This window comes from Embleya sp. NPDC055664 (assembly GCF_053618075.1).
Genome location: NZ_JBSHGZ010000030.1, coordinates 36147 through 56911 on the forward strand (window position 1 = coordinate 36147; position 20765 = coordinate 56911).

General features: G+C 71.0%; 17 protein-coding genes. 14 read left to right on the forward strand and 3 right to left on the reverse strand.

Annotation, left to right across the window (positions count from 1 at the left end; genetic code table 11):
- Nucleotides 1-107 precede the first annotated feature (107 nt).
- Entirely contained in the window at nucleotides 108-1409 is a 1302-nt protein-coding gene (locus tag ACWGR4_RS35170) for a mannosyltransferase family protein (protein ID WP_452133763.1), read from the reverse strand.
- Between the two features lie 330 nt (nucleotides 1410-1739).
- Here ACWGR4_RS35170 and ruvC point away from each other — a divergent pair, with 330 nt between their 5' ends.
- The 8 genes from ruvC to ACWGR4_RS35210 all read left to right on the forward strand — a co-directional run bounded on the left by ruvC (nucleotide 1740) and on the right by ACWGR4_RS35210 (nucleotide 11260).
- On the forward strand, nucleotides 1740-2288 hold the full coding sequence (ruvC, locus tag ACWGR4_RS35175) for a crossover junction endodeoxyribonuclease RuvC (RefSeq protein ID WP_078974441.1): 549 nt from the start codon (nucleotides 1740-1742) through the stop codon (nucleotides 2286-2288).
- Nucleotides 2289-2343: 55 nt separating this feature from the next.
- Nucleotides 2344-2943, forward strand: coding sequence for a Holliday junction branch migration protein RuvA (gene ruvA, locus ACWGR4_RS35180; RefSeq protein WP_380010284.1), 600 nt, complete (start codon nucleotides 2344-2346; stop codon nucleotides 2941-2943).
- 109 nt (nucleotides 2944-3052) lie between these two features.
- A complete protein-coding gene (gene ruvB, locus ACWGR4_RS35185; RefSeq protein WP_452133764.1) occupies nucleotides 3053-4141 on the forward strand; it encodes a Holliday junction branch migration DNA helicase RuvB in 1089 nt (362 codons plus the stop codon).
- 150 nt (nucleotides 4142-4291) lie between these two features.
- The gene (yajC, locus tag ACWGR4_RS35190) at nucleotides 4292-4756 is read left to right on the forward strand and encodes a preprotein translocase subunit YajC (RefSeq protein ID WP_452133765.1); all 465 of its coding nucleotides are present in this window, start codon (nucleotides 4292-4294) and stop codon (nucleotides 4754-4756) included.
- Between the two features lie 173 nt (nucleotides 4757-4929).
- On the forward strand, nucleotides 4930-6696 hold the full coding sequence (gene secD / locus ACWGR4_RS35195) for a protein translocase subunit SecD (protein WP_452133766.1): 1767 nt from the start codon (nucleotides 4930-4932) through the stop codon (nucleotides 6694-6696).
- A complete protein-coding gene (secF, locus tag ACWGR4_RS35200) occupies nucleotides 6696-7859 on the forward strand; it encodes a protein translocase subunit SecF (protein ID WP_452133767.1) in 1164 nt (387 codons plus the stop codon). The genes secD and secF overlap by 1 nt, the downstream gene beginning before the upstream one ends.
- Complete coding sequence (locus ACWGR4_RS35205) at nucleotides 7859-8407, forward strand: adenine phosphoribosyltransferase (RefSeq protein ID WP_452133768.1); 549 nt, start codon at nucleotides 7859-7861, stop codon at nucleotides 8405-8407. The genes secF and ACWGR4_RS35205 overlap by 1 nt, the downstream gene beginning before the upstream one ends.
- Before the next feature lie 153 nt (nucleotides 8408-8560).
- Entirely contained in the window at nucleotides 8561-11260 is a 2700-nt protein-coding gene (locus ACWGR4_RS35210; protein ID WP_380010266.1) for a RelA/SpoT family protein, read from the forward strand.
- A 608-nt stretch (nucleotides 11261-11868) separates the two neighbouring features.
- Here the strand turns inward: ACWGR4_RS35210 and ACWGR4_RS35215 are convergent.
- On the reverse strand, nucleotides 11869-13098 hold the full coding sequence (locus ACWGR4_RS35215; protein ID WP_380010263.1) for a DUF349 domain-containing protein: 1230 nt from the start codon (nucleotides 13096-13098) through the stop codon (nucleotides 11869-11871).
- A gap of 106 nt (nucleotides 13099-13204) precedes the next feature.
- Nucleotides 13205-14047 carry a peptidylprolyl isomerase gene (locus tag ACWGR4_RS35220; RefSeq protein WP_380010260.1) on the reverse strand — a complete coding sequence of 281 codons (843 nt, stop codon included), beginning with the start codon at nucleotides 14045-14047 and terminating at the stop codon, nucleotides 13205-13207.
- 315 nt (nucleotides 14048-14362) lie between these two features.
- On the opposite strand from ACWGR4_RS35220, the gene ACWGR4_RS35225 reads away from it, so the two are divergent.
- From ACWGR4_RS35225 to ACWGR4_RS35250, 6 genes are all read left to right on the forward strand, one after another.
- Nucleotides 14363-15058, forward strand: coding sequence for an MBL fold metallo-hydrolase (locus tag ACWGR4_RS35225; protein WP_126643375.1), 696 nt, complete (start codon nucleotides 14363-14365; stop codon nucleotides 15056-15058).
- Between the two features lie 14 nt (nucleotides 15059-15072).
- The gene (gene hisS / locus ACWGR4_RS35230) at nucleotides 15073-16332 is read left to right on the forward strand and encodes a histidine--tRNA ligase (protein WP_380010254.1); all 1260 of its coding nucleotides are present in this window, start codon (nucleotides 15073-15075) and stop codon (nucleotides 16330-16332) included.
- Nucleotides 16329-18143, forward strand: coding sequence for an aspartate--tRNA ligase (gene aspS / locus ACWGR4_RS35235; protein ID WP_452129860.1), 1815 nt, complete (start codon nucleotides 16329-16331; stop codon nucleotides 18141-18143). Before hisS ends, aspS begins: the two co-directional genes overlap by 4 nt.
- 199 nt (nucleotides 18144-18342) lie before the next feature.
- The gene (locus tag ACWGR4_RS35240) at nucleotides 18343-18837 is read left to right on the forward strand and encodes a hypothetical protein (protein ID WP_452129859.1); all 495 of its coding nucleotides are present in this window, start codon (nucleotides 18343-18345) and stop codon (nucleotides 18835-18837) included.
- A complete protein-coding gene (locus tag ACWGR4_RS35245) occupies nucleotides 18834-19346 on the forward strand; it encodes a hypothetical protein (protein WP_452129858.1) in 513 nt (170 codons plus the stop codon). The genes ACWGR4_RS35240 and ACWGR4_RS35245 overlap by 4 nt, the downstream gene beginning before the upstream one ends.
- Before the next feature lie 105 nt (nucleotides 19347-19451).
- Entirely contained in the window at nucleotides 19452-20267 is an 816-nt protein-coding gene (locus ACWGR4_RS35250) for a vWA domain-containing protein (RefSeq protein WP_380010242.1), read from the forward strand.
- The last annotated feature ends 498 nt before the right edge of the window (nucleotides 20268-20765 follow it).

Consider the following 20765-nt stretch of genomic DNA (forward strand, 5'->3'; position numbering starts at 1 on the left):
GGCCGTTTGTTTGGGCTATTACCGCCTTGTTGTTTTTTTTACCCTATGTTTGGGGGGCCGGCGGGGGGTGGCCGGCGCCCCCACATACATTCGGGTTCGCCTCCCGGCTACGGGTTGGTGTTTATCACGTACAGCAGGAAGCCCACGTACCACCCGGAGAACGCCGCCCCGGCCACCAGGATCGAGATCACCACCCCGCGCGGCCACTTGACCATCAGTCGGGCCAGCGGCAGCAGGATGGTGAAGGCCGGCAGCATGAAGCGCGGCTTGGAGTGGAAGAACCAGCCGTTGCTCGTGGTCAGCGCCAGGAACATCACCACGGCGCCGTAGACGTGTACCGACAGCGGGATCCGGCGGTCGCGGAACGACCAGATCATCAGCGCCACCGACAGGATGATCACGAACGTGCAGACCACGTAGATCGGTCGGCCCAGGTGGGTGAGGTACTTGTTCATCCACTGGACGGTGCTTATGCCCCCGTCGAACCGCAGGTTGAAGGCCTTGTCCTGGATCCACATCCACCCGTCGGGGCGCCCGGCCAGCCAACCCACCCACGCGATGAAGCCCACGCAGGCCAGCGGCGAGATCAGCGTGGCCAGCACCGGGCGCCGCGCCTCGGGCGCCAGCAGACCCACCCGCGTGCCGTCCTCCCGCCGCCGCAGCACGACCGCGAGCGCCGTCACCCCCAGCGCCGCGACCAGCGCGAACGCGGTGTTGCGGGTCAGCCCCGCGAACAGGCACAACACGCAGGCCAGGGTCCACTGTCGGCGCACCACCGCCAGCAGGCCCCACGAGGCGAACGCCACGAACAACGCCTCGGAGTAGACCATGGTGAGCACCATCGAACCCGGCGCCACCCCCCAGAGCAGCGCGAACAGGGTGGCCACCCGGTGGCTGCCGGTCAGTTCGCGCCCGAGCGCGTACAACCCCCACGCGGCCACCACGCCGGCGACCGTGGTGACGACCATCCCGGCGTTGAGCGCGGACAGCCCGGTCAGGTCGCAGACCAGGCGGACCGCCCACGGGTAGCCGGGGAAGAACTCGACGTTGGTCCAGTACGGCTTGCCGGTCGGGGAGACCGGGATCTTGTCCACGTAGCCGAAGTCGGCGATGTCGCGGAACCATGCACCGTCCCAGGAGCCCAGCTTCGACCAGAACGGCTTGCCCGTCGCCAGCGCCATCAGGGCGAGCACGACGAGGTTGATCGCGCGCGCGATCAGATACCCGAACACCGCCGTGCGCGCCGGGCGGAAGGACGCCCGCGCACGGCCGAGCGCTTCGGCGCCGCCGAGTCGCACACGCTCTGCGAGGCCGTCCGCGAACACGGTGTCGGGGGCCGCCGGCATCCTGGTCGCACCCTTCTCGGCGGCCGGCGGGGTCACCACGACCGGCATGGACGGCGACGGCATGAAAACCTTCCGGGCGGCGAGCGGGGAGCAGTCTGCAAGCGACCCTAGCGCTGCCCGTGCGGGCTCCCCGTCGGCGACCGGGCCGCTTGGGCAACGATCGTCACAGGGCTGTCATCGGGGCGTTATCGATCGGGACAAGCCTACGTGTCGCTCGAACGAGTGATCACGGAGTGGCGATACCGAGGGGATCGGCGCGGCTGCACTAGGGTTTCCTCGGGCGAACACGTGTTCGTATCGGGGGCCGGTTGCCGCGATGCGACAGGCGACGACGCGGGAACCACACGGGAACGCCGCGAACGCGAGGCGAATACGACACGAGAGGGGCGCGGCATGCGGGTCTTGGGGGTCGACCCCGGTCTGACCCGATGCGGCGTGGGCGTCGTCGACGGCGCGGTGGGCAAACCGCTGCGGATGATCGAGGCCGGCGTCGTGCGCACACCCGCCGACGCCACGATCGACGCCCGACTCCTCGGCATCGAACAGGGCATCGAGGAATGGTTGGAGCGGCACCGCCCGGACTGCGTCGCGGTCGAGCGGGTGTTCAGCCAGCACAACGTGAGCACCGTGATGGGCACCGCGCAGGCCTCCGCCGTGGCCATCGTGTGCGCCGCGCGGCGCGGATTGCCGGTCACGCTGCACACGCCCAGCGAGGTCAAGGCCGCGGTGACCGGCAGCGGGCGCGCCGACAAGGCCCAGATCGGCGCCATGGTGACGCGTATCCTGCGCCTGGACGGTCCGCCGAAACCGGCCGACGCCGCCGACGCGGTGGCGTTGGCGATCTGCCACATCTGGCGCGGCGGCGCCTCCGACCGGCTCGCGGCGGCGGTCGCCGCGGCCCGCACCCCGGCCGGCCGGCTCCCGCGCGGCACCCGCCGCTGACCGGGGCCGCCCCGGCCACACCGCCCCACCTCACCAACCACGCAGGAGCACTCGGGTGATCGCGTTCGTCTCCGGAACGGTGGCCGGCATCGGCCCCGACACCGCCGTCGTCGAGGTCGGCGGGGTCGGCCTGGCCGTGCAGTGCACACCCACCACGCTCGCCGGCCTGCGGGTCGGCACACCGGCGCGACTGGCCACGTCGCTGGTGGTCCGGGAGGACTCGCTCACCCTGTTCGGCTTCGCCGACGACGACGAGAAGCGCACGTTCGAGGTATTGCAGACCGCCAACGGGGTGGGCCCGAAGCTGGCCCTCGCGATGATCGCCGTGTACAGCCCCGACGCGCTGCGCGCCGCGGTCGCCGCCAAGGACGCCAAGGCGCTGACCGCCGTACCCGGGATCGGCCCCAAGGGCGCACAGAAGCTGCTCCTGGACCTGAAGGACAAGCTCGGCGCGCCCACCGGCGCGGTCGGCGTCGCCGGCCCGGTGAGCGCGGGCTGGCGCGACCAGTTGCACGCCGCCCTGGTCGGCCTGGGCTACGCCGCCCGCGAGGCGGAGGAGGCGGTCGACGCGGTCGCCCCCGAGGCGGACGGCGCCGCGACCCCCGACATCGGCGCCCTGCTCAAATCGGCCCTGCGCGGCCTGAACCGCCGATGAACCCCTCCCGGCGAGCCGGCCACGACGCGGCACGCGCGGTGCCGGGGATGTCGCCGGCGTCCGGCAGGATGAACGCAGGCCGTACGACCACGACCCTGGGCGGAACACGATGACGCAGGACGGCGAACGCCTGGTGACCGCCGAGGCGGACGGCGAGGAGCAGGCCGTCGAGGCCGCGCTGCGCCCGAAGAACCTGGACGAGTTCATCGGCCAGGAGCGGGTGCGCGAGCAGTTGTCCCTGGTGCTGACCGCGGCGCTCGGCCGCGGCGCGACCGCGGACCACGTGCTGCTGTCCGGCCCGCCCGGGCTCGGCAAGACCACGCTGTCGATGATCATCGCGGCCGAGATGGGCGTGCCGATCCGGATCACCTCGGGCCCGGCCATCCAGCACGCAGGCGACCTGGCCGCGATCCTGTCCTCGCTGTCCGAGGGCGAGGTGTTGTTCCTCGACGAGATCCACCGCATGTCGCGGCCCGCCGAGGAGATGTTGTACATGGCGATGGAGGACTTCCGGGTCGACATCATCGTCGGCAAGGGACCCGGGGCCACCGCCATCCCGCTGGACCTGCCGCCGTTCACCCTGGTGGGCGCGACCACCCGGGCGGGACTGCTGCCGCCGCCGCTGCGCGACCGGTTCGGTTTCACCGGACACATGGACTTCTACGCGCCCGCCGAACTCGAACGGGTACTGAATCGTTCGGCAAGATTGCTCGACGTCGAGTTGTCCGCCGAGGGCGGGGCGGAGATCGCCGGCCGCTCGCGGGGCACGCCGCGGATTGCCAACCGGCTGCTGCGCCGGGTCCGCGACTACGCGCAGGTGCGGGCGAACGGCAAGGTCGACCGGGACATCGCGGCCCGCGCGCTCGACGTCTACGAGGTGGACGCGCTGGGTCTGGACCGGCTGGACCGGGCCGTGCTCCAAGCCCTGACCACGCTGTTCGGCGGCGGTCCGGTGGGCCTGTCCACGCTGGCCGTGGCGGTGGGGGAAGAGACCGAGACGGTCGAGGAGGTCGCCGAACCGTTCCTGGTCCGCAGCGGTTTCCTGGCCCGCACGCCCCGCGGCCGGGTGGCCACCGCCAAGGCGTGGGCGCATCTGGGACTGAACCCCCCACAGGGGGCGCTGCCCGATCGGCACGGCGCACAACAGAGCGTGTTGTTCGACAACGGCGCCGTGACCGGTAAGGATGCAACCGAGTGAGGCCGCTGCGTGTCGGGAACGCATGCGGCCGGTAGTCGTTGTTCCTGTAGTAAGTACCCGTCTAGACTCCGCCGAGGCTGCCGCGCCGTGGCCGGCCGAGTGTCACCGTCCGGGCCGCCGCGCGGCCTTGGGAAGGAATCGTTTCAAGCCGTGGACCCGCTTACCCTCCTCCTGCCAGTAATCATCGTCGTGGTGTTCTACTTCCTGATCATCAAGCCCGGGAAGGCACGCCAGCGACAGGCCATGGAAACGCAGAACTCGCTGGTTCCGGGGGCCGAGGTCCGTACGATCGCGGGTCTGTACGCGACGGTCACCGAGGTCGAGGACGATTCCGTCATCCTTGAGGTGGCCCCCGACGTGCACTGCCGCTTCGTGAAGAGCGCCATCGCGGCGGTCCTGTCCTCCGGCGACGAGCCCGAGGACGACGACGTCGACGACGAGCACGACGACGCCGCCGAGGCCGGCGACGACGCCGTACGTCTGGACAAGAAGCCCGAGGCCGGCGAGGACGCCGACGCCGCGGACGGCAAGACCGTGGACGAGACCAAGGCCGAGGGCGCGAGCAAGGCGCCCGAGACCGGCGACCGGCTGCGCAAGGACGACAAGCAGGACTAGCTCGGCTCGTGGTGGCCGCGGTGGTCCCAGGGCCACCGCGGAGCAATACAGTCATGTGACCGGGGGTGACACCCCGGATACGAGAGCGCCCGACCATCCGTCGGGCGCCGTGCCGTGCCGGCGACCGTGGGGCAATCCCGACGCGGCGGCATCGAGAGGGAGATTGGGCGAAGGTGGCAGCACCGAAATCGAGTTCCCGAGGGCACCCGGGACGGGTCCTTGCCTTCATCGGGGTCGTGATCGTGGCGTTGTACGCGATCATGTTCTCGACCGGGGACAAGACCCCACGTCTGGGCATCGACCTCGCGGGCGGCACGAGTGTCACGCTCACCGCAAAGGCCGACCAGGGCCGTAACGGCGCGGTCAACAAGAGGAACATGCAGACCGCGGTGGAGATCATCCGCCAGCGCGTCAACGCGTTCGGTGTGTCCGAGGCGGAGGTGCAGACCGAGGGCGACAAGAACATCGTCATCAGCATCCCCAAGGGCAAGAACGAGAAGGAGACGGCGGAGCAGGTCGGTCAGACCGCGAAGCTGTTCTTCCGTCCCGTGCTCGAGGCGGCCCCGGTCGCTCCCCAGAGTGGGACCAAGCTGCCGCTGACCCCGCCGTCGACGCCGCCCGCGAGCGCGCCGCCGGCGAGCACCCCGCCCGCGGGTACGCCGCCGGCTGCCGAGTCGAACAAGCCGCAGGGCCGGGTGATCCCGAACCTGAAGGACGCGTCCGGTGCCCCGACGCCGCCGCCGACGACTCCGCCCGCGACGACTCCGCCCGCGACGCCTCCGGCGAACACCCCGCCGGCCGGCGCCGACGCGAACGGCATCACGCCCGAGCTGCGCGCGAAGTTCACCAACCTGGACTGCAACCTCCCGGAGAACCGGGGCCTGGGTTCGGAGCCCATTCCGGAGGACAAGCCCACCGTGGCGTGCAGCCGCACCCAGGGTGAGAACGCCGAGAAGTACATCCTGGGCCCGGTGCTGATCCCCGGCACCGACGTGTCCTCGTCGAAGGCGCAGCTGCCGCAGAACGGTACCGTCGGCGGCTGGGAAGTCGAGCTGAAGTTCAGCGACTCCGGCACCAGCAAGTTCACCAAGATCACCGGTGACCTGGCGCAGGGCAAGTACCCGACCAACCGCTTCGCGATCGACCTGGACGGTGTGGTCGTCTCCGCCCCGTCGGTCAAGTCGGAGATCCCCGGCGGTAGCGCGGTGATCTCGGGCGACTTCACCCGCAGCTCGGCGAACGACCTGTCGAACGTGCTCAAGTACGGCGCGCTCCCGCTGTCCTTCACCAAGAGCGACGTGACCACGGTGTCCGCCTCGCTCGGTGGCGACCAGCTCCGGGGCGGTCTGATCGCGGGTGCGATCGGCATCGTCCTGGTCATCCTGTACTCGCTGTTCTACTACCGCGGCCTCGGCCTGGTGAGCATCGCGAGTCTGGTGGTCTCGGCGGCCCTGACCTACGCCATCATGTGTCTGCTCGGCCGAAGCATCGGCTTCGCACTCAACCTGCCGGCGGTCTGCGGCGCGATCGCCGCGATCGGTATCACGGTGGACTCGTTCATCGTGTACTTCGAACGCATCCGGGACGAGATCCGTGAGGGTCGCACGTTGCGACCCGCAGTGGAGAAGGCGTGGCCCCGCGCCCGGCGCACCATCCTGGTGTCCGACGCGGTGTCGTTCCTGGCCGCCGCGGTGCTCTACATCGTCTCGGTCGGCAAGGTCCAGGGCTTCGCGTTCACGCTCGGCCTGACCACGCTGCTCGACGTCGTGGTGGTGTTCCTGTTCACCAAGCCGCTCATGACGATCCTCGCCCGGCGCAGGTTCTTCGCGGACGGCCACAAGTGGTCCGGCCTCGACCCCGTCGCGCTCGGTGCCAATCAGCGCCAGTCGTATCGCGGTCGTCGCTCCCGTGGGCGCGCGCCCGGCGTGAAGGAGGCGTGATGAGTCGCTTCGGTGACATCAAGAACATCGGCGTCCGGCTGCACCACGGTGACGTCTCGTTCGACTTCGTCGGTCGCAAGAAGATCTGGTACTCGATCTCGGCGCTGATCCTGGTGCTCGCGGTCGGCGGCCTGCTCGGCCGCGGGCTGCACGAGGGCATCGAGTTCAAGGGCGGGTCCGTCTACACCATCCAGGACACACCGGCCTCGCAGGGCGACGCGCGCAAGGCGGTGGAGCCGTTCACCGACGGCACCGAGGCCATAGTGCAAAAGGTCGGCGGCAGCGGTCTGCGGATCCAGCTCGCCGAGTCCGACGCGGACAAGACCAAGCAGATCGCGGCGGCCATCGCCAAGGATCTGAAGGTCGCGCCCGACAAGATCAACACGCAGGTGGTCGGTCCCAGCTGGGGCAAGGAGATCTCCAAGAAGGCCCTCCAGGGCCTGGTGATCTTCATGATCCTGGTGGTGATCTACCTCGCTTTCGCCTTCGAGTGGCGCATGGCCGTGGCGGCGTTGGTCGCGCTCATCCACGACATCGTGATCACCATCGGGGTGTACGCCCTGGTGGGCTTCGAGGTGACGCCGGGCACGGTGATCGGTCTGCTGACGATTCTCGGTTACTCCCTGTACGACACGGTCGTGGTATTCGACACGGTCAAGGAGAACACCAAGAACATCACCAAGCAGACCAAGCGCACCTACAGCGAAGCGGCCAACGCGGGTCTGAACCAGACCCTGGTGCGCTCGATCAACACCACCGTGGTCGCCCTGCTTCCGGTCGCCTCGCTGTTGTTCGTCGGTGGCGGGCTGCTGGGCGCGGGCATGCTCAAGGACATCGCGCTGTCGCTGTTCGTGGGCCTGGCCGCCGGTGCGTTCTCGTCGATCTTCATCGCCACGCCGATACTGGCCGACCTCAAGGAGCGGTCGCCGGAGATGCGGCTGCTCGCGAAGAAGGTGGCCCAGCGTCGGGCGTCCGAGGCGAAGGCGGCCAAGGCCGCCGAGGCCGCGGGCATCCCCGCGGACCAGGCCGAGGGTCACCCGGACGTGGACGAGCAGAGCGAGGCGGACGAGGACGAGACCGTACCCGCGCAGGGCGGCGCGGCTCGCGCCGGCGCCGCGCGCGGCCGGGCGCGCACCCGTCCCGGCGGCAAGAGGAAGCGCTGATGGCCACCGACCCCGACGAACTGCGCAAACTGCTCGACAGCCGGATCCGGGACGTGCCGGACTGGCCGAAGCCGGGCGTGGTGTTCAAGGACATCTCGCCGCTGCTCGCCGACCCGGTCGCCTTCACGGCCCTGGTCGACGCGCTGGCCGAGCGCTGCGCCGGCCGGGTGGACAAGGTGGTGGGGATCGAGGCCCGCGGCTTCATCCTCGCCGCTCCGGTCGCCCTGCGGGCCCGGGCCGGCTTCGTGCCGGTGCGCAAGGCGGGCAAGCTGCCGTGCGCCACCTATGCGCAGTCCTACGAGCTGGAATACGGCTCGGCCACCCTCGAGGTGCACCAGGACGCGTTCGAGGCCGGTGACCGGGTGCTCGTGATCGACGACGTGCTCGCCACCGGCGGGACCGTCGAGGCCACGATCGACCTGGTCCGGCGGGCCGGAGCCGAGGTGGTCGGGGTCGAGGTCCTGCTCGAACTCGGCTTCCTGGCCGGCCGGGCCCGGCTCGCGCCGGTGTTGCCGGACGGCGCGCTGGAGTCGTTCATCGTCGTGTGACACGCCGCCCGCGGCCGGTGTCCGAAGGCCGGAGGCGCCCCAGCCGGGGAGCCTCCGGCCTCCGCCGTTTCGGCGGCCGCCGAACCGGATGGCCGAGTGTCGACGGCGCGGGTCAGTACGATGGAATTTCCGTCATCTGTGGGAGGAGTTCCCTTGCCGGACGAGGTCGCGCCCGTCGCGTCGTCCTCGGGGGATGCCGTCGAACACGCGGCTCCCTCGGACGACGCCACACGTGCCACACCGGGACCCGCGGGTCATCCGCCGGTGAGCGCCGGAGGAGCCGAGGAGGCTCCTGCCCGGGCCCGCGCCGACGCGCACGCCGAACCGCCGCAGGAGCGGCCCGCGGCGTCGGCCGAGCCGCCCGCGAACCGGCCCGGCCCGGGTGAGACCCGCGGCCCCGCGTCCGAGGACAGCGCCGACGGCCCCCGTGGCAGCGACGGCCACAGCGGCCCCGCGGCCGGTGCGGCCGGACCCGAGGCCCGAGGCCCGCGACCGGTCGCCAAGGCGGCACCCGGCGCGGCGGGCGCCTCGCGCACCGGCGAGCGCTCGCGCTCGTTGCGGGTGGACGGGCCCAGCCGGGTCCGCGCCCGCCTGGCCCGCCTGGGCGTGCAGCGCAACAGCGTCTACAACCCGGTCCTGGAGCCGCTGCTGCGGGTGGTCCGGGTCAACGACCCCAAGGCCGACCTGCGCCAGATCGAGCGCGCCTACACCACCGCCGAGCGCTGGCATCGCGGCCAGCGGCGCAAGAGCGGCGACCCGTACATCACCCACCCGCTCGCGGTCGCCACCATCCTGGCCGAGCTGGGCATGGACCCGCCGACGCTGATGGCCGGACTGCTGCACGACACCGTCGAGGACACCGACTACGGGCTCGACGCGCTGCGCCGCGACTTCGGCGACACCGTCGCGATGCTCGTGGACGGCGTGACCAAGCTGGACAAGGTCAAGTTCGGCGAGGCGGCGCAGGCCGAGACCGTGCGCAAGATGGTCATCGCGATGGCCAAGGACCCGCGCGTGCTGGTGATCAAGCTCGCCGACCGGCTGCACAACATGCGCACCATGCGCTACCTCAAGCGGGAGAAGCAGGAGCGCAAGGCCCGCGAGACGCTCGAGATCTACGCCCCGCTGGCGCACCGCCTGGGCATGAACACGATCAAGTGGGAGCTGGAGGACCTGGCCTTCGCCATCCTCTACCCCAAGATGTACGACGAGATCGTGCGCCTGGTCGCCGAGCGCGCGCCCAAGCGGGACGAATACCTGGCCCTGGTCACCGACCAGGTGCAGGGCGACCTGCGCTCGGCGCGGATCAAGGCGACGGTGACCGGGCGGCCGAAGCACTACTACTCGGTCTACCAGAAGATGATCGTGCGCGGCCGCGAGTTCACCGAGATCTACGACCTGGTGGGCATCCGGGTCCTGGTCGACTCGGTCCGCGACTGCTACGCGGCGCTCGGCACGATCCACGCGCGCTGGAACCCCGTGCCCGGGCGGTTCAAGGACTACATCGCGATGCCCAAGTTCAACATGTACCAGTCCTTGCACACGACGGTGATCGGGCCCGAGGGCAAGCCCGTCGAACTGCAGATCCGCACCTTCGACATGCACCGCCGCGCCGAGTACGGCATCGCCGCGCACTGGAAGTACAAGGCCGAGGCGGTCGGCGCCAAGGGCGCCGCGAAGACCGACACCAAGTCCGCGCGCAAGGGCGAGGACCCGGCCAACGACATGGCGTGGCTGCGCCAACTCCTGGACTGGCAGCGGGAGACCGAGGATCCGGGCGAGTTCCTGGAGTCGCTGCGCTTCGACCTCTCCAGCCAGGAGGTCTTCGTCTTCACGCCCAAGGGCGACGTGATAGCGCTGCCGGCCGGCTCGACCCCGGTCGACTTCGCCTACGCGGTGCACACCGAGGTGGGACACCGCACCATCGGCGCCCGGGTGAACGGGCGGCTGGTGCCGCTGGAGAGCCGGTTGGACAACGGCGACCTGGTGGAGGTGTTCACCTCCAAGAGCGAGACCGCGGCGCCCAGCCACGACTGGCTCGGCTTCGTGAAGTCGCCCCGGGCGCGCAACAAGATCCGCCAGTGGTTCTCCAAGGAGCGCCGCGAGGAGGCGATCGAGCAGGGCAAGGAGGGCCTGACCCGGGCCATGCGCAAGCAGGGCCTGCCGTTGCAGCGGCTGATGTCGGGCGGTGGGGACACGCTGGTGACGCTGGCGCACGAGTTGCGCTACCCCGACATCTCCTCGCTGTACGCGGCGATCGGCGAGGGGCACGTCTCGGCGCAGACCATCGTGCAGCGCCTGGTCGAGTCGCTGGGCGGCGAGGAGGGCGCGACCGAGGACCTGGCCGAGGCGACCCGGCCGACCACCACCCGGCGCCGGCCGCGTTCGACCGGCAATCCGGGCGTGGTGGTCAAGGGTGTCGACGACATCTGGGTCAAGTTGTCCCGCTGCTGCACGCCGGTGCCCGGCGATCCGATCATCGGATTCGTCACCCGGGGCAACGGCGTCTCGGTGCACCGCCAGGACTGCGGCAACGTGGAGTCGTTGTCCCGGCAGTCGGAGCGCATCGTCGACGTCGAGTGGGCGCCGACCGCGTCCTCGGTGTTCCTGGTGGCGATAGAGGTGCAGGCGCTCGATCGGTCCCGGTTGTTGTCGGACATCACGCGCGTGTTGTCGGACCAGCACGTGAACATCCTGTCGGCGTCGGTGGCCACCACGCGCGACCGGGTCGCGGTGAGCCGGTTCACCTTCGAGATGGGCGATCCGAAGCACCTGGGGCACGTGCTCAAGGCGGTACGCGGGGTCGAGGGCGTGTTCGACGCCTACCGGGTGACCAGCGGGCGGCAGCAGTAGCCCGTCGCGGGGCGGGAGGCGGCGTCGGGAGGGTTTTCCGGCGCCGCTCGGTCATCGCATCCGGGGGAGCGAGGCGGGGCGCTGTGGGCGGCGCTCGGAGCCGCCGCGATGCCTGCGGGCGGGGTGGGGCGGTTCGGGAGCGGTCGGTCGCGAGTGTGACCGAAGGCGGGCCGCGAACGCGGTGGGCTCGGCCGCGCCGGGACTGCCGGATCAGGATCGACGGCCGCGAGGTGTCCCGGGGTGATCCGCCGGGTCGGACCGGCTCGGCGCACGCCGACCGGTGAGGCGGACCTGCGAGGGACACGGGCGATCGCGTCGACTCGGCGGCCGAGGCGATGCGCCGCGGGTGCGCGCGCCGCGCGGCGGCCCCGCCAGGAGAGCGAGCAGCGGCCCGGTTCCGGCACTCGCGCGTCGGACGGGGGCGGACCGATAACGGGCCGACAGCGGCACGGGCGGACCCGGACCGGCTGATCGCCGATCCGGGTCCGCCCGTGCCTGGTGTGCGTCGCCGCGTCGCGGCGCCGGCCGCGCCTACGCGAGGAGTCCGCGTACGCGCGCGCCCGCGCGACTCGAACCGCTCGGCCCGTCCGGCCGGCCGCTCGACCCGCTCAGCCGGAGAACTCCTCCAGTGCCTTGTTCGCCTCGGCCAGCCACTGCGCGCGGGCCGCGATCGACTCCTCGGCCTCGCGCAGCTTGCGCTCGTTGCCCGCCGCGCGGGCCTTCTCCGCCTGCTGGGTGAGCTTGTCGATGGATGCCTGGATCTGGTCCACCGCCGCCTGCGCGCGAGCCCGGGCCTCCGGGTTCGTGCGCTTCCACAGCTCCTCCTCGGCCTCGCGGATGGCCCGCTCGACCGTCTGGAGCCGGGCCTCCATCCTCGGCCGGGCATCGCGCGGGACGTGGCCGATGGCCTCCCAGCGATCGTTGATCGAGCGCAGCGCCGCCCGGGCCGCCTTGACGTCCGTCACCGGAAGGATCGCCTCGGCCTCGACGAGCAGCACCTCCTTCGCGGCCTGGTTCTCCCGCTGCTCGGAGTCGCGCTCGGCGAACACCTCGCTGCGCGCCGCGAAGAACACGTCCTGCGCGGCCCGGAAGCGCTGCCACAGCTCTTCCTCGACATCGCGCTGGGCCCGACCGGCGGCCTTCCAGTCGTTCATCAGGTCGCGGTAGCGCGCCGCGGTGTCGGTCCAGTCGGTGGACGAGGACAGCGCCTCGGCCGCCTCGACCAACTTCTCCTTGACCCGCTTGGCGCTGTCGCGCTGACCGTCCAGCTCCGCGAAGTGCGCCTTGCGGCGCTTGGCGAAGTTGGACCGGGCCTGGGAGAACCGGTGCCACAGTTCGTCGTCGGCCTTGCGGTCCAGGCGCGGCACGGCCTTCCAGGCGTCCACCAGCGCGCGCAGTCGCTCGCCGGCCGGTCGCCAGTCCGTGCTCTGGCCCAGCTGCTCGGCCTCGGCGACGATCCGCTCCTTGGCGCCCTGCGCCTCCTCCTGCGCCTTCGCGCGGGTGGCCTTGCGCTCCTCGCGCTTGGAATCCACCACGGTCACCAGCGCGTCCAGGCGCTTGACCAGCGATTCCAGATCGCCGACCGCGTTCGCGTCGACGATGCTCGCGCGCAGGCGCTCGATCGCGTGGTGGGCGTCCTTGGGCGCAAGGTCGGTGGTCCGTACCCGCCGCGCGAGCAACTCCACCTCGACGGCGAGTCCCTCGTACTTGCGCCGGAAGTAGGCCAGGGCCTCGTCCGGGGAACCCGCCTGCCACGAACCGACGGAGCGTTCACCGTCCGCCGTCTTGACAAAGACGTTTCCCTGCTCGTCCACGCGGCCCCACGGGTCGCTGCTCACAGCGGCCTCCTTCGATGCTGAATGCGGCGCACTCTACACAGGACCCCCCGGGCGCGGGCCGGGCCGTGCCCGGGGAGTCGCGGTGGAACACGCGTGCGGTCGGTTGCTACTTGGCCACGGTCACGCTGTCGAGGACCACGTTCTCGTGCGGCGCGCCGTCGCTGCCGCCGTCCTCGGTGCCCGCGGCGGCGATCTTCTGCAGGACGTCCATCCCGCCGGTGACCTTGCCGAACGGGGTGTAGTTCGGCGGCAGTTTGCTGTCCCCGGTGACCAGGAAGAACTGGCTGCCGTTGGTGCCGGGACCGGAGTTCGCCATCGCCACCGTGCCCGCGGGGTAGGGCGCGGTGCCGTCCGCGCCGGCGGTGCCCAGGTTCTCGTCGACGAACTTGTACCCCGGACCACCCGTGCCGGTGCCGGTCGGGTCGCCGCACTGGAGGACCGCCAGGCCGCCCGTGGTCAGCCGGTGGCACTTGGTGTGGTCGAAGAACTTCTTGCCTGCCAGGAACGCGAACGAGTTCACCGTGTGCGGCGCCTTGGCCGCGTCCAGGGCGACCTTGACCTCGCCGCAGGTGGTCTTGAGCGTCATCGTGTACGCGCCGGCGGTGTCGATCGACATCGCGGGCTCCGCGCCGAACTGCTCCTTCGTCGGCTCGCCCGGCGCCGGCGCCGCACACGTCTTCGGCTTGGCGGCGGGCGGCGGCGACTGCGGCGCGGAGGGCTGCGTGCTCGGCGGGGTGTTCGCCGCGTTCGTCTTCTTGTCGTCCTTGTCGTCGTCACTCGTCGCCACCGCGAGCCACGCCCCGCCACCCGCCACCACGACCACCGCCGCGACCGCGGCGACGACCTGATTGCGCCGGCGCCGGCGTGCGTGCGCGGTCCCGCGTCGCTGCTGCTGGCGCTCGAACTTCTCGCGCGCGAGCTGTCGCTGGCGCTGCTGTTTGGTGACCACCGCGTGCTCTCCTGGATTCGAATGGTTCGAACGGACTCGATGTGGATGGGACTCGACCCGGACGGCCGTGCGACCGAGCCTGCGCCGGACGACGGCTTCCGGCACCGTGACGGGATCGGTGTACCGGTCCCGACCTGCGGTGATCCCACACGCGCGGAACCGGCCGCAGCTCGCGCACAGTCTAGGCACGCACCCCCGGAACCGGTTCGCGATCCGCCCCCGCGCGCCGGTAGTCTCGTATCCGATTCCCACGTCCGCCGCATACTTCCGTGCTTGCCCCCGTCGCCGGAAGACCCCGAGACCGAGAGGACGAACGTGATCGTCGCCGGGTTCCCCGCAGGGTCCTTCCAGACCAACTGTTACGTGGTCGCTCCGGGCGCCGGCGAGGAGTGCGTGATCGTCGACCCCGGGCAGGACGCGTTCGACGGCGTACAGGACATCGTCCGCGAGCACGGGCTGCGCCCGGTGGCGGTGGTGTTGACCCACGGGCACATCGATCACATGTTCTCGGTGGTACCGGTGTGCGCCGAGCACAAGGTGCCCGCGTGGATCCACCCCGACGACCGCGACCTGCTCTCCGACCCGGCCAAGGGCCTGTCGCTCGGCGTGGGACAGCAGCTGTTCGGCGGGATGACCTTCACCGAACCCGAGGACGTGCGCCTGCTCACCGACGGCGCCGTGCTCGAACTCGCGGGCCTCGAGCTGACGGTCCATCATGCGCCCGGCCATACACAGGGGTCGGTGGCCTTCGGCACCCAGGGAAGCGCGGACATCCCGCCCATCCTGTACTCGGGTGACCTGCTGTTCGCCGGCTCCATCGGACGCACCGACCTGCCCGGCGGCGATCACGCGCAGATGTTGCGCTCGTTGTCCCGGGTGTGTCTGCCCCTGCCGGACGAGACCGTAGTCCTGTCCGGCCACGGCCCCCAGACGACGATCGGCCGCGAGCGCGCGAGCAATCCGTATCTGCAAGAGCTGACGCCGCCCGCGGGACCGCACCGAGGAATGTGACGGATTTTCATACCGTGAGTACCTTCAACGCCCCCAAGGGCACCTTCGACATGCTCCCGCCGTACTCGGAGACGTTCAACCGGATCCGGATCCAGTTCGGCCTGGAACTGCGCGACGCGGGATTCCAGTACATCGAGACCCCCACCTTCGAGGAGACCGGCCTCTTCCTGCGCGGCGTCGGCGAGTCCACCGACATCGTGACCAAGGAGATGTACACCTTCGAGGACCGCGGCGGCCGTTCGCTGACGCTGCGCCCCGAGGGCACCGCGGCGGTGATGCGCTCGGTGCTCCAGCACAACCTGTACGCGGGCCGACTGCCCGTGAAGTTGTGGTACTTCGGCTCGTACTACCGCTACGAGCGTCCGCAGGCCGGCCGTACCCGGCAGTTCACCCAGGTCGGCGCCGAGGCGATCGGCAGCGACGACCCGCTGGTCGACGTCGAGATGATCGCGCTGGCCACCGAGGGTTTCCAAAAGCTCGGCCTGCGCGACTTCCGGCTGCTGCTCAACTCGCTCGGCTGCCGCGAGTGCCGCCCCGTCTACCGGGCCAAGCTGCAGGAGTTCCTGCGCGCGCTCGACCTGGACGCGGAGACGCACGCGCGGATCGAGATCAACCCGCTGCGCGTGCTCGACGACAAGCGGCCCGAGGTGCAGGCGCTGATCGCCGACGCCCCGCTGATCACCGACCACCTGTGCGAGGCGTGCGCCGCACACCACACGTTCGTGCGCGGAATGCTCGACGAGTTGGAGATCGCCTACGAGGACACCCCCCGGCTGGTCCGGGGCCTCGACTACTACAACCGCACCACGTTCGAGTTCGTGCACGACGGCCTCGGCGCGCAGTCGGCGATCGGCGGCGGCGGGCGCTACGACGGCCTGTCCGAGGACCTCGGCGGCCCCGACCTGCCCTCGGTGGGCTGGGCGCTGGGCATCGGTCGCACGATGCTCGCGATGGAGGCCGAGGGCCAGACCGTGGAGACGCCCGCCGACTGCGACGTCTACGGCGTGGCGATCGGCGACGCGGCCCGCCGCGCGGTGTTCGCCATGGTCACCCAGCTGCGGATCGAGGACATTCCCGCCGACATGGCGTTCGGCGGGAAGAAGCTCAAGGGCGCCATGAAGGCCGCGTCGCAATCCGGCGCCCGCTACGCCATCGTCGTCGGCGATCGTGACCTCACCGAGGGCGTCGCCCAGATCAAGGACCTGTCGAACGGGGACCAGACCCCGGTCCCGCTCGACCAGGTCGTCACCGTCTTGAAGGAGAAGCTTCAGTGATCCGCACCCATGACGCCGGGACGCTCCGCGCCGAGCACGCCGGCCACACCGTGACGCTCGCCGGCTGGGTGGCCCGGCGGCGCGATCACGGCGGCGTGGCGTTCGTGGACCTGCGCGACGCCTCGGGCACCGTGCAGGTGGTCTTCCGCGACCTGGAGACGGTGCACAACCTGCGCTCCGAGTTCTGCGTACGGGTCACCGGCGACGTGCGGGTGCGTCCCGACGGCAACGAGAACACCGAGATCCCCACCGGGGCGGTCGAGGTCGTCGTGGACGACTTCGAGATCCTGTCGGAGGCGGCGCCGCTGCCGTTCCCGATCGAGGAGTACACCCCGGGCACGGTCAACGAGGAGGTGCGGCTCAAGCACCGCTACCTCGACCTGCGGCGCGCGTCGATGGCGCGCAACCTGCGGCTGCGCTCGAAGGTCACCCGGGTGATCCGCGAGGTGATGGAGGACCACGACTTCCTCGACATCGAGACGCCGTACCTGACCCGCTCCACGCCCGAGGGCGCCCGCGACTTCCTGGTGCCGGTGCGGCTGCAGCCGGGCTCGTGGTACGCGCTGCCTCAGTCGCCGCAGCTGTTCAAGCAGCTGTTGATGGTGGCCGGCATGGAGCGCTACTACCAGATCGCGCGCTGTTTCCGGGACGAGGACTTTCGGGCCGACCGGCAGCCGGAGTTCACCCAGCTGGACGTCGAGATGTCGTTCTGCGACGCCGAGGACATCCTGGCGCTGACCGAGAAGCTGATCGCGCGGGTGTGGCGCGAGGTGCACGGCGTGGAGATCGCGCTGCCGCTGCCCCGGCTGCCCTACGCCGAGGCGATGGCGCGCTACGGCTCGGACAAGCCGGACACCCGCTTCGGGTGCGAACTGGTGGACCTGACGGCCTACTTCGAGGGCACGTCGTTCCGGGTGTTCCAGGCCGAGTTCATCGGCGCGGTGGTGATGCCCGGCGGCGCCGCGCAGACCCGCAAGGAGCTGGACGGCTGGCAGGACTGGGCCAAGGCGCGCGGGGCGCGCGGGCTCGCCTATGTGCTGGTCGACGCGGAGACCGGCGAACTGCGCGGCCCGGTGGCCAAGAACCTGTCCGAGGAGCACCTGGCCGGCTTGGTCGAGGCGACCGGGGCGAGCAGGGGCGACTGCATCTTCTTCGCGGCCGGGCGGCGCACGGCGCAGCTCGAACTGCTGGGCGCGGCGCGGTTGGAGATCGCCCGGCGCGGGTCGTTGATCGACGAGTCGAAGTGGAACTTCCTCTGGGTCGTCGACTTCCCGATGTTCGAGCCGATCGAGGACGCGGCCGGCAACCACCAGGGCTGGCACGCGATCCACCACCCCTTCACGGCGCCGACGGCGGAGTGGCTGGACGGGTTCGACAAGAACCCGGGCGAGGCGCTGTCGAACGCGTACGACATCGTGCTCAACGGCACCGAGATCGGCGGCGGTTCGATCCGTATCCACCGTCGGGACGTGCAGGAGCGCGCGTTCGCGGCGATCGGGATGTCGGAGGAGGAGGCGCAGTCGCAGTTCGGGTTCCTGCTGGATGCGTTCGCGTATGGGCCGCCGCCGCATGGTGGGATCGCGTTGGGGTTGGACCGGCTGGTGGCGTTGTTGGGCGGGGCGGAGTCGATTCGGGATGTGATCGCGTTCCCGAAGACGGCTTCCGGTGGGGATCCGTTGACCGGGGCGCCGTCGCCGATCACGGTGCAGCAGCGGCGGGAGGCGGGGATCGACGCGAAGCCGAAGTCGGGTTCGGGGTCCGGCTCGGGTTCGGGTGAGGGCGCGGCTGCGGAAGCGGCAGAGAAGGCGTAACCACCCGTCGGTGGATGTTGTGGGGCGGTCGGGCCAATGGCTCGGCCGCCCTTCGGCGTTGGGGGGCGTGCGGGGGTGGGGCGAGGGTGTGTGGGGCGGGGGTGTGTGGGGCGGGGCGTGCGGAGGTGGGGGCGTGTGGAGACGGGAGCGGACGTAGGAAAAACGCTTCTGCACAGGAGGGAAGCAAGCACGGGCATCGATGCCTACCTTGGAAGCCGAGCCGGTCGCCGAGATCGGCTCGCACTACCTAGGGGAGGCCGACATGGCGGTGGACTTGACCAAGCGGCGGGCGCCGGCGGAGTACGTGACGCGGTCGACCGTGCTGGGGCGCGGCTGGACGCAGGGCGCCATCGGGCGCTTCCTGACCGAGCCCGACGGGACGATGGCCAACATGCGATATCGCGGCTCGCCGCCGGTGCGGTTGTACGCGATGGCGCGCGTACAGGCGATCGAGGGCACGCGGGAATGGCAGGAGTGGTTCTACGCGTCGCGGCGGCGGCGCGCGGCGGCACTGGAGCGGGCGGCGAGCGGCGAGGCCGGCGACGGTGCAACGGGCGGAGGTGGTGCGCCCGTTGCCGTGGAGGCGGGGGCCGGTGCCGAGGCCGGGGCGGGGGTTCGGGTCGCCTCGCATGTCGGAGGCGGGCGGGATGCTGGAGCGGGTCGAGGTCGGGGCTCGAATCGGGAGGTCGCATGAGCCACACCGTGCATATCAATCCGCTGCGGTGGTTCACCGACGGCGAGGGAGGCCTGGAGTTCGTCGAGTCGTTCGGCACGCCCGTGCCGGCCGACCTCCTGGAGGAGGCGCGCGCCGCGTCGTATCCGCAAGTCGGCGATCTGTTGGGGGTGTTGCGGGGCGAAGGGTTGTCGGCGCGCTGCTGGTTCAGTCTGTGGGTCGACGGCGCGGAGGTGACCGATCCGCTCCCGGAGCGGCCCGGGGGTGGTGACGGCGATCATCTGGGCGGCCTCGCGCTGGCGGTCGCGGGTGAGCGCAAGCGGATCGGCGCCGACGAGCCGGCGTCCGGGCTGACCTGCCGGGCTCCGGGGGAGGGTGCGGTGGAGCGGGCGGTGGTGGCGCTGGCCGAGGCGTTCGGGCCGCAGGTGATGTGGGCCGGGGACGTGGGCGAGGTGGTGGTGGTGCCGCCGGGGTGGACGGCCGACCGGGTTCGGCGCGGGCGGGCGGGGTGCGACATGGCCGATTCGTGAGGGATCTGCCCCTGTTCGTGGGGGTGGGGCATCTGGGAGCGTAGGCGCGGGAAGCCCCCGGGAGGGGGCGGCCACCCGACTCGTTCGACTGCTGGGAGCCTCGCCATGCCCTTCTCGCTGTTCGGTCGCAAGAAGTCGAAGCCTGCACCGGCCCCGGCGGCTCCGCCTCCGGTCGGCGCGACACCCTCGGCCACCGTGCGCAGCGGCAGCGGCTCGGCGGTCAGCCTCGACAAGATCGAGCGTTCCGCGCCCGGCCTGGTCAGCCTCTACAAGGCGGCCGGGGTCAGCCTGGAGAAGAACAGGCTGGCCGGTGTGCGGGCGGCGGTCTATCTGGTGCTCGACCGCTCGGGCAGCATGGCGCCGTTCTACAAGAACGGCAGCGTCCAGGCGCTCGCCGACCGGGTGTTGGCCGCAGCCGCGCACTTCGACGACGACGGCACGGTGCCGGTGATCTTCTTCGACACGAAGGCCTACGCGGCCGAGGAGATCTCGCTGGACAACTACGGCGGCCGCATCGCCGCGCTGCACAAGAAGCTCGGCCACATGGGCACCACCGACTACGTGTCCGCGATGGAGGCGGTGATCGCGCACTACCGCTCGTGCGGCGCGACCGACCCGGCCTTCGTGATCTTCCAGACCGACGGCGCGCCGAACAACGCCAAGGCCGCCGAGAAGGCTCTGTGCAAGGCGGCCGAACTGCCCATCTTCTGGCAGTTCATCGGCTTCGGCCGAGACGAATTCCGCTTCCTGCACCGCCTCGACGACCTGCCCGCCCCGAAGTACCGCGTGGTCGACAACGCAGGCTTCTTCGAAGCAGGCGCCGACCCCCGCCGCATGCCCGACGCCACGCTCTACGACAACCTGATGAACGAATTCCCCGAATGGCTCCAAACAGCCAAATCAGCCGGCGTCCTACGCTGACCCACGCCACCGGCGAACCCCCGGGCCGGCGTCGGGCCGTCGCGCCATCCGGCCCGAATCGCGACACGCGCCGGGGCAGTGCGGGGGCAATGCGGGGGCGGGGCGACGCGAGGGCGACGGGCGACGGGCGTTGCGCTTGCGGTGGCGGGTGGCTGGTGCGGGGCTGGCCAGAGTCGGTGATGGGCCGCCGCCAGCGCTCGGGGCTTCGGGACTTGGGGTTTCCGGTGAGGCGGGTGTGTTGGTCGGTGAAAACCGGCCGGCAGCGGGGGGAGCGGGTGGGTGCTCGGGTCGAGTCTGCCGAGGAGCCTTCCCGAGGGGGTCGAGTGCTTTCGGCGGGCGTTGCGCTTGCGGTGGCGGGTGGCTGGTGCGGGGTCTGTCTGAGTCGGTGGTGGGCCGCCGCCGGCGTGCGGGGCTTCGAGACTTGGGGTTTCGGTGGGGCGGGTGTGTTGGTCGGTGAAAACCGGCCGGCGGCGGGCAGGGTGGGTGGTCGGGTTGAGT

Bases quoted from the DNA above. Each gene is read 5' to 3' on its own strand.
- ruvB (WP_452133764.1), top strand. From the start codon at position 3,053: ATGACGCAGGACGGCGAACGCCTGGTGACCGCCGAGGCGGACGGCGAG.
- ACWGR4_RS35170 (WP_452133763.1), bottom strand. From the start codon at position 1,409: ATGCCGTCGCCGTCCATGCCGGTCGTGGTGACCCCGCCGGCCGCCGAG.
- ruvC (WP_078974441.1), top strand. From the start codon at position 1,740: ATGCGGGTCTTGGGGGTCGACCCCGGTCTGACCCGATGCGGCGTGGGC.
- ACWGR4_RS35250 (WP_380010242.1), top strand. From the start codon at position 19,452: ATGCCCTTCTCGCTGTTCGGTCGCAAGAAGTCGAAGCCTGCACCGGCC.
- secF (WP_452133767.1), top strand. From the start codon at position 6,696: ATGAGTCGCTTCGGTGACATCAAGAACATCGGCGTCCGGCTGCACCAC.
- ACWGR4_RS35205 (WP_452133768.1), top strand. From the start codon at position 7,859: ATGGCCACCGACCCCGACGAACTGCGCAAACTGCTCGACAGCCGGATC.
- ACWGR4_RS35245 (WP_452129858.1), top strand. From the start codon at position 18,834: ATGAGCCACACCGTGCATATCAATCCGCTGCGGTGGTTCACCGACGGC.
- ACWGR4_RS35240 (WP_452129859.1), top strand. From the start codon at position 18,343: ATGCCTACCTTGGAAGCCGAGCCGGTCGCCGAGATCGGCTCGCACTAC.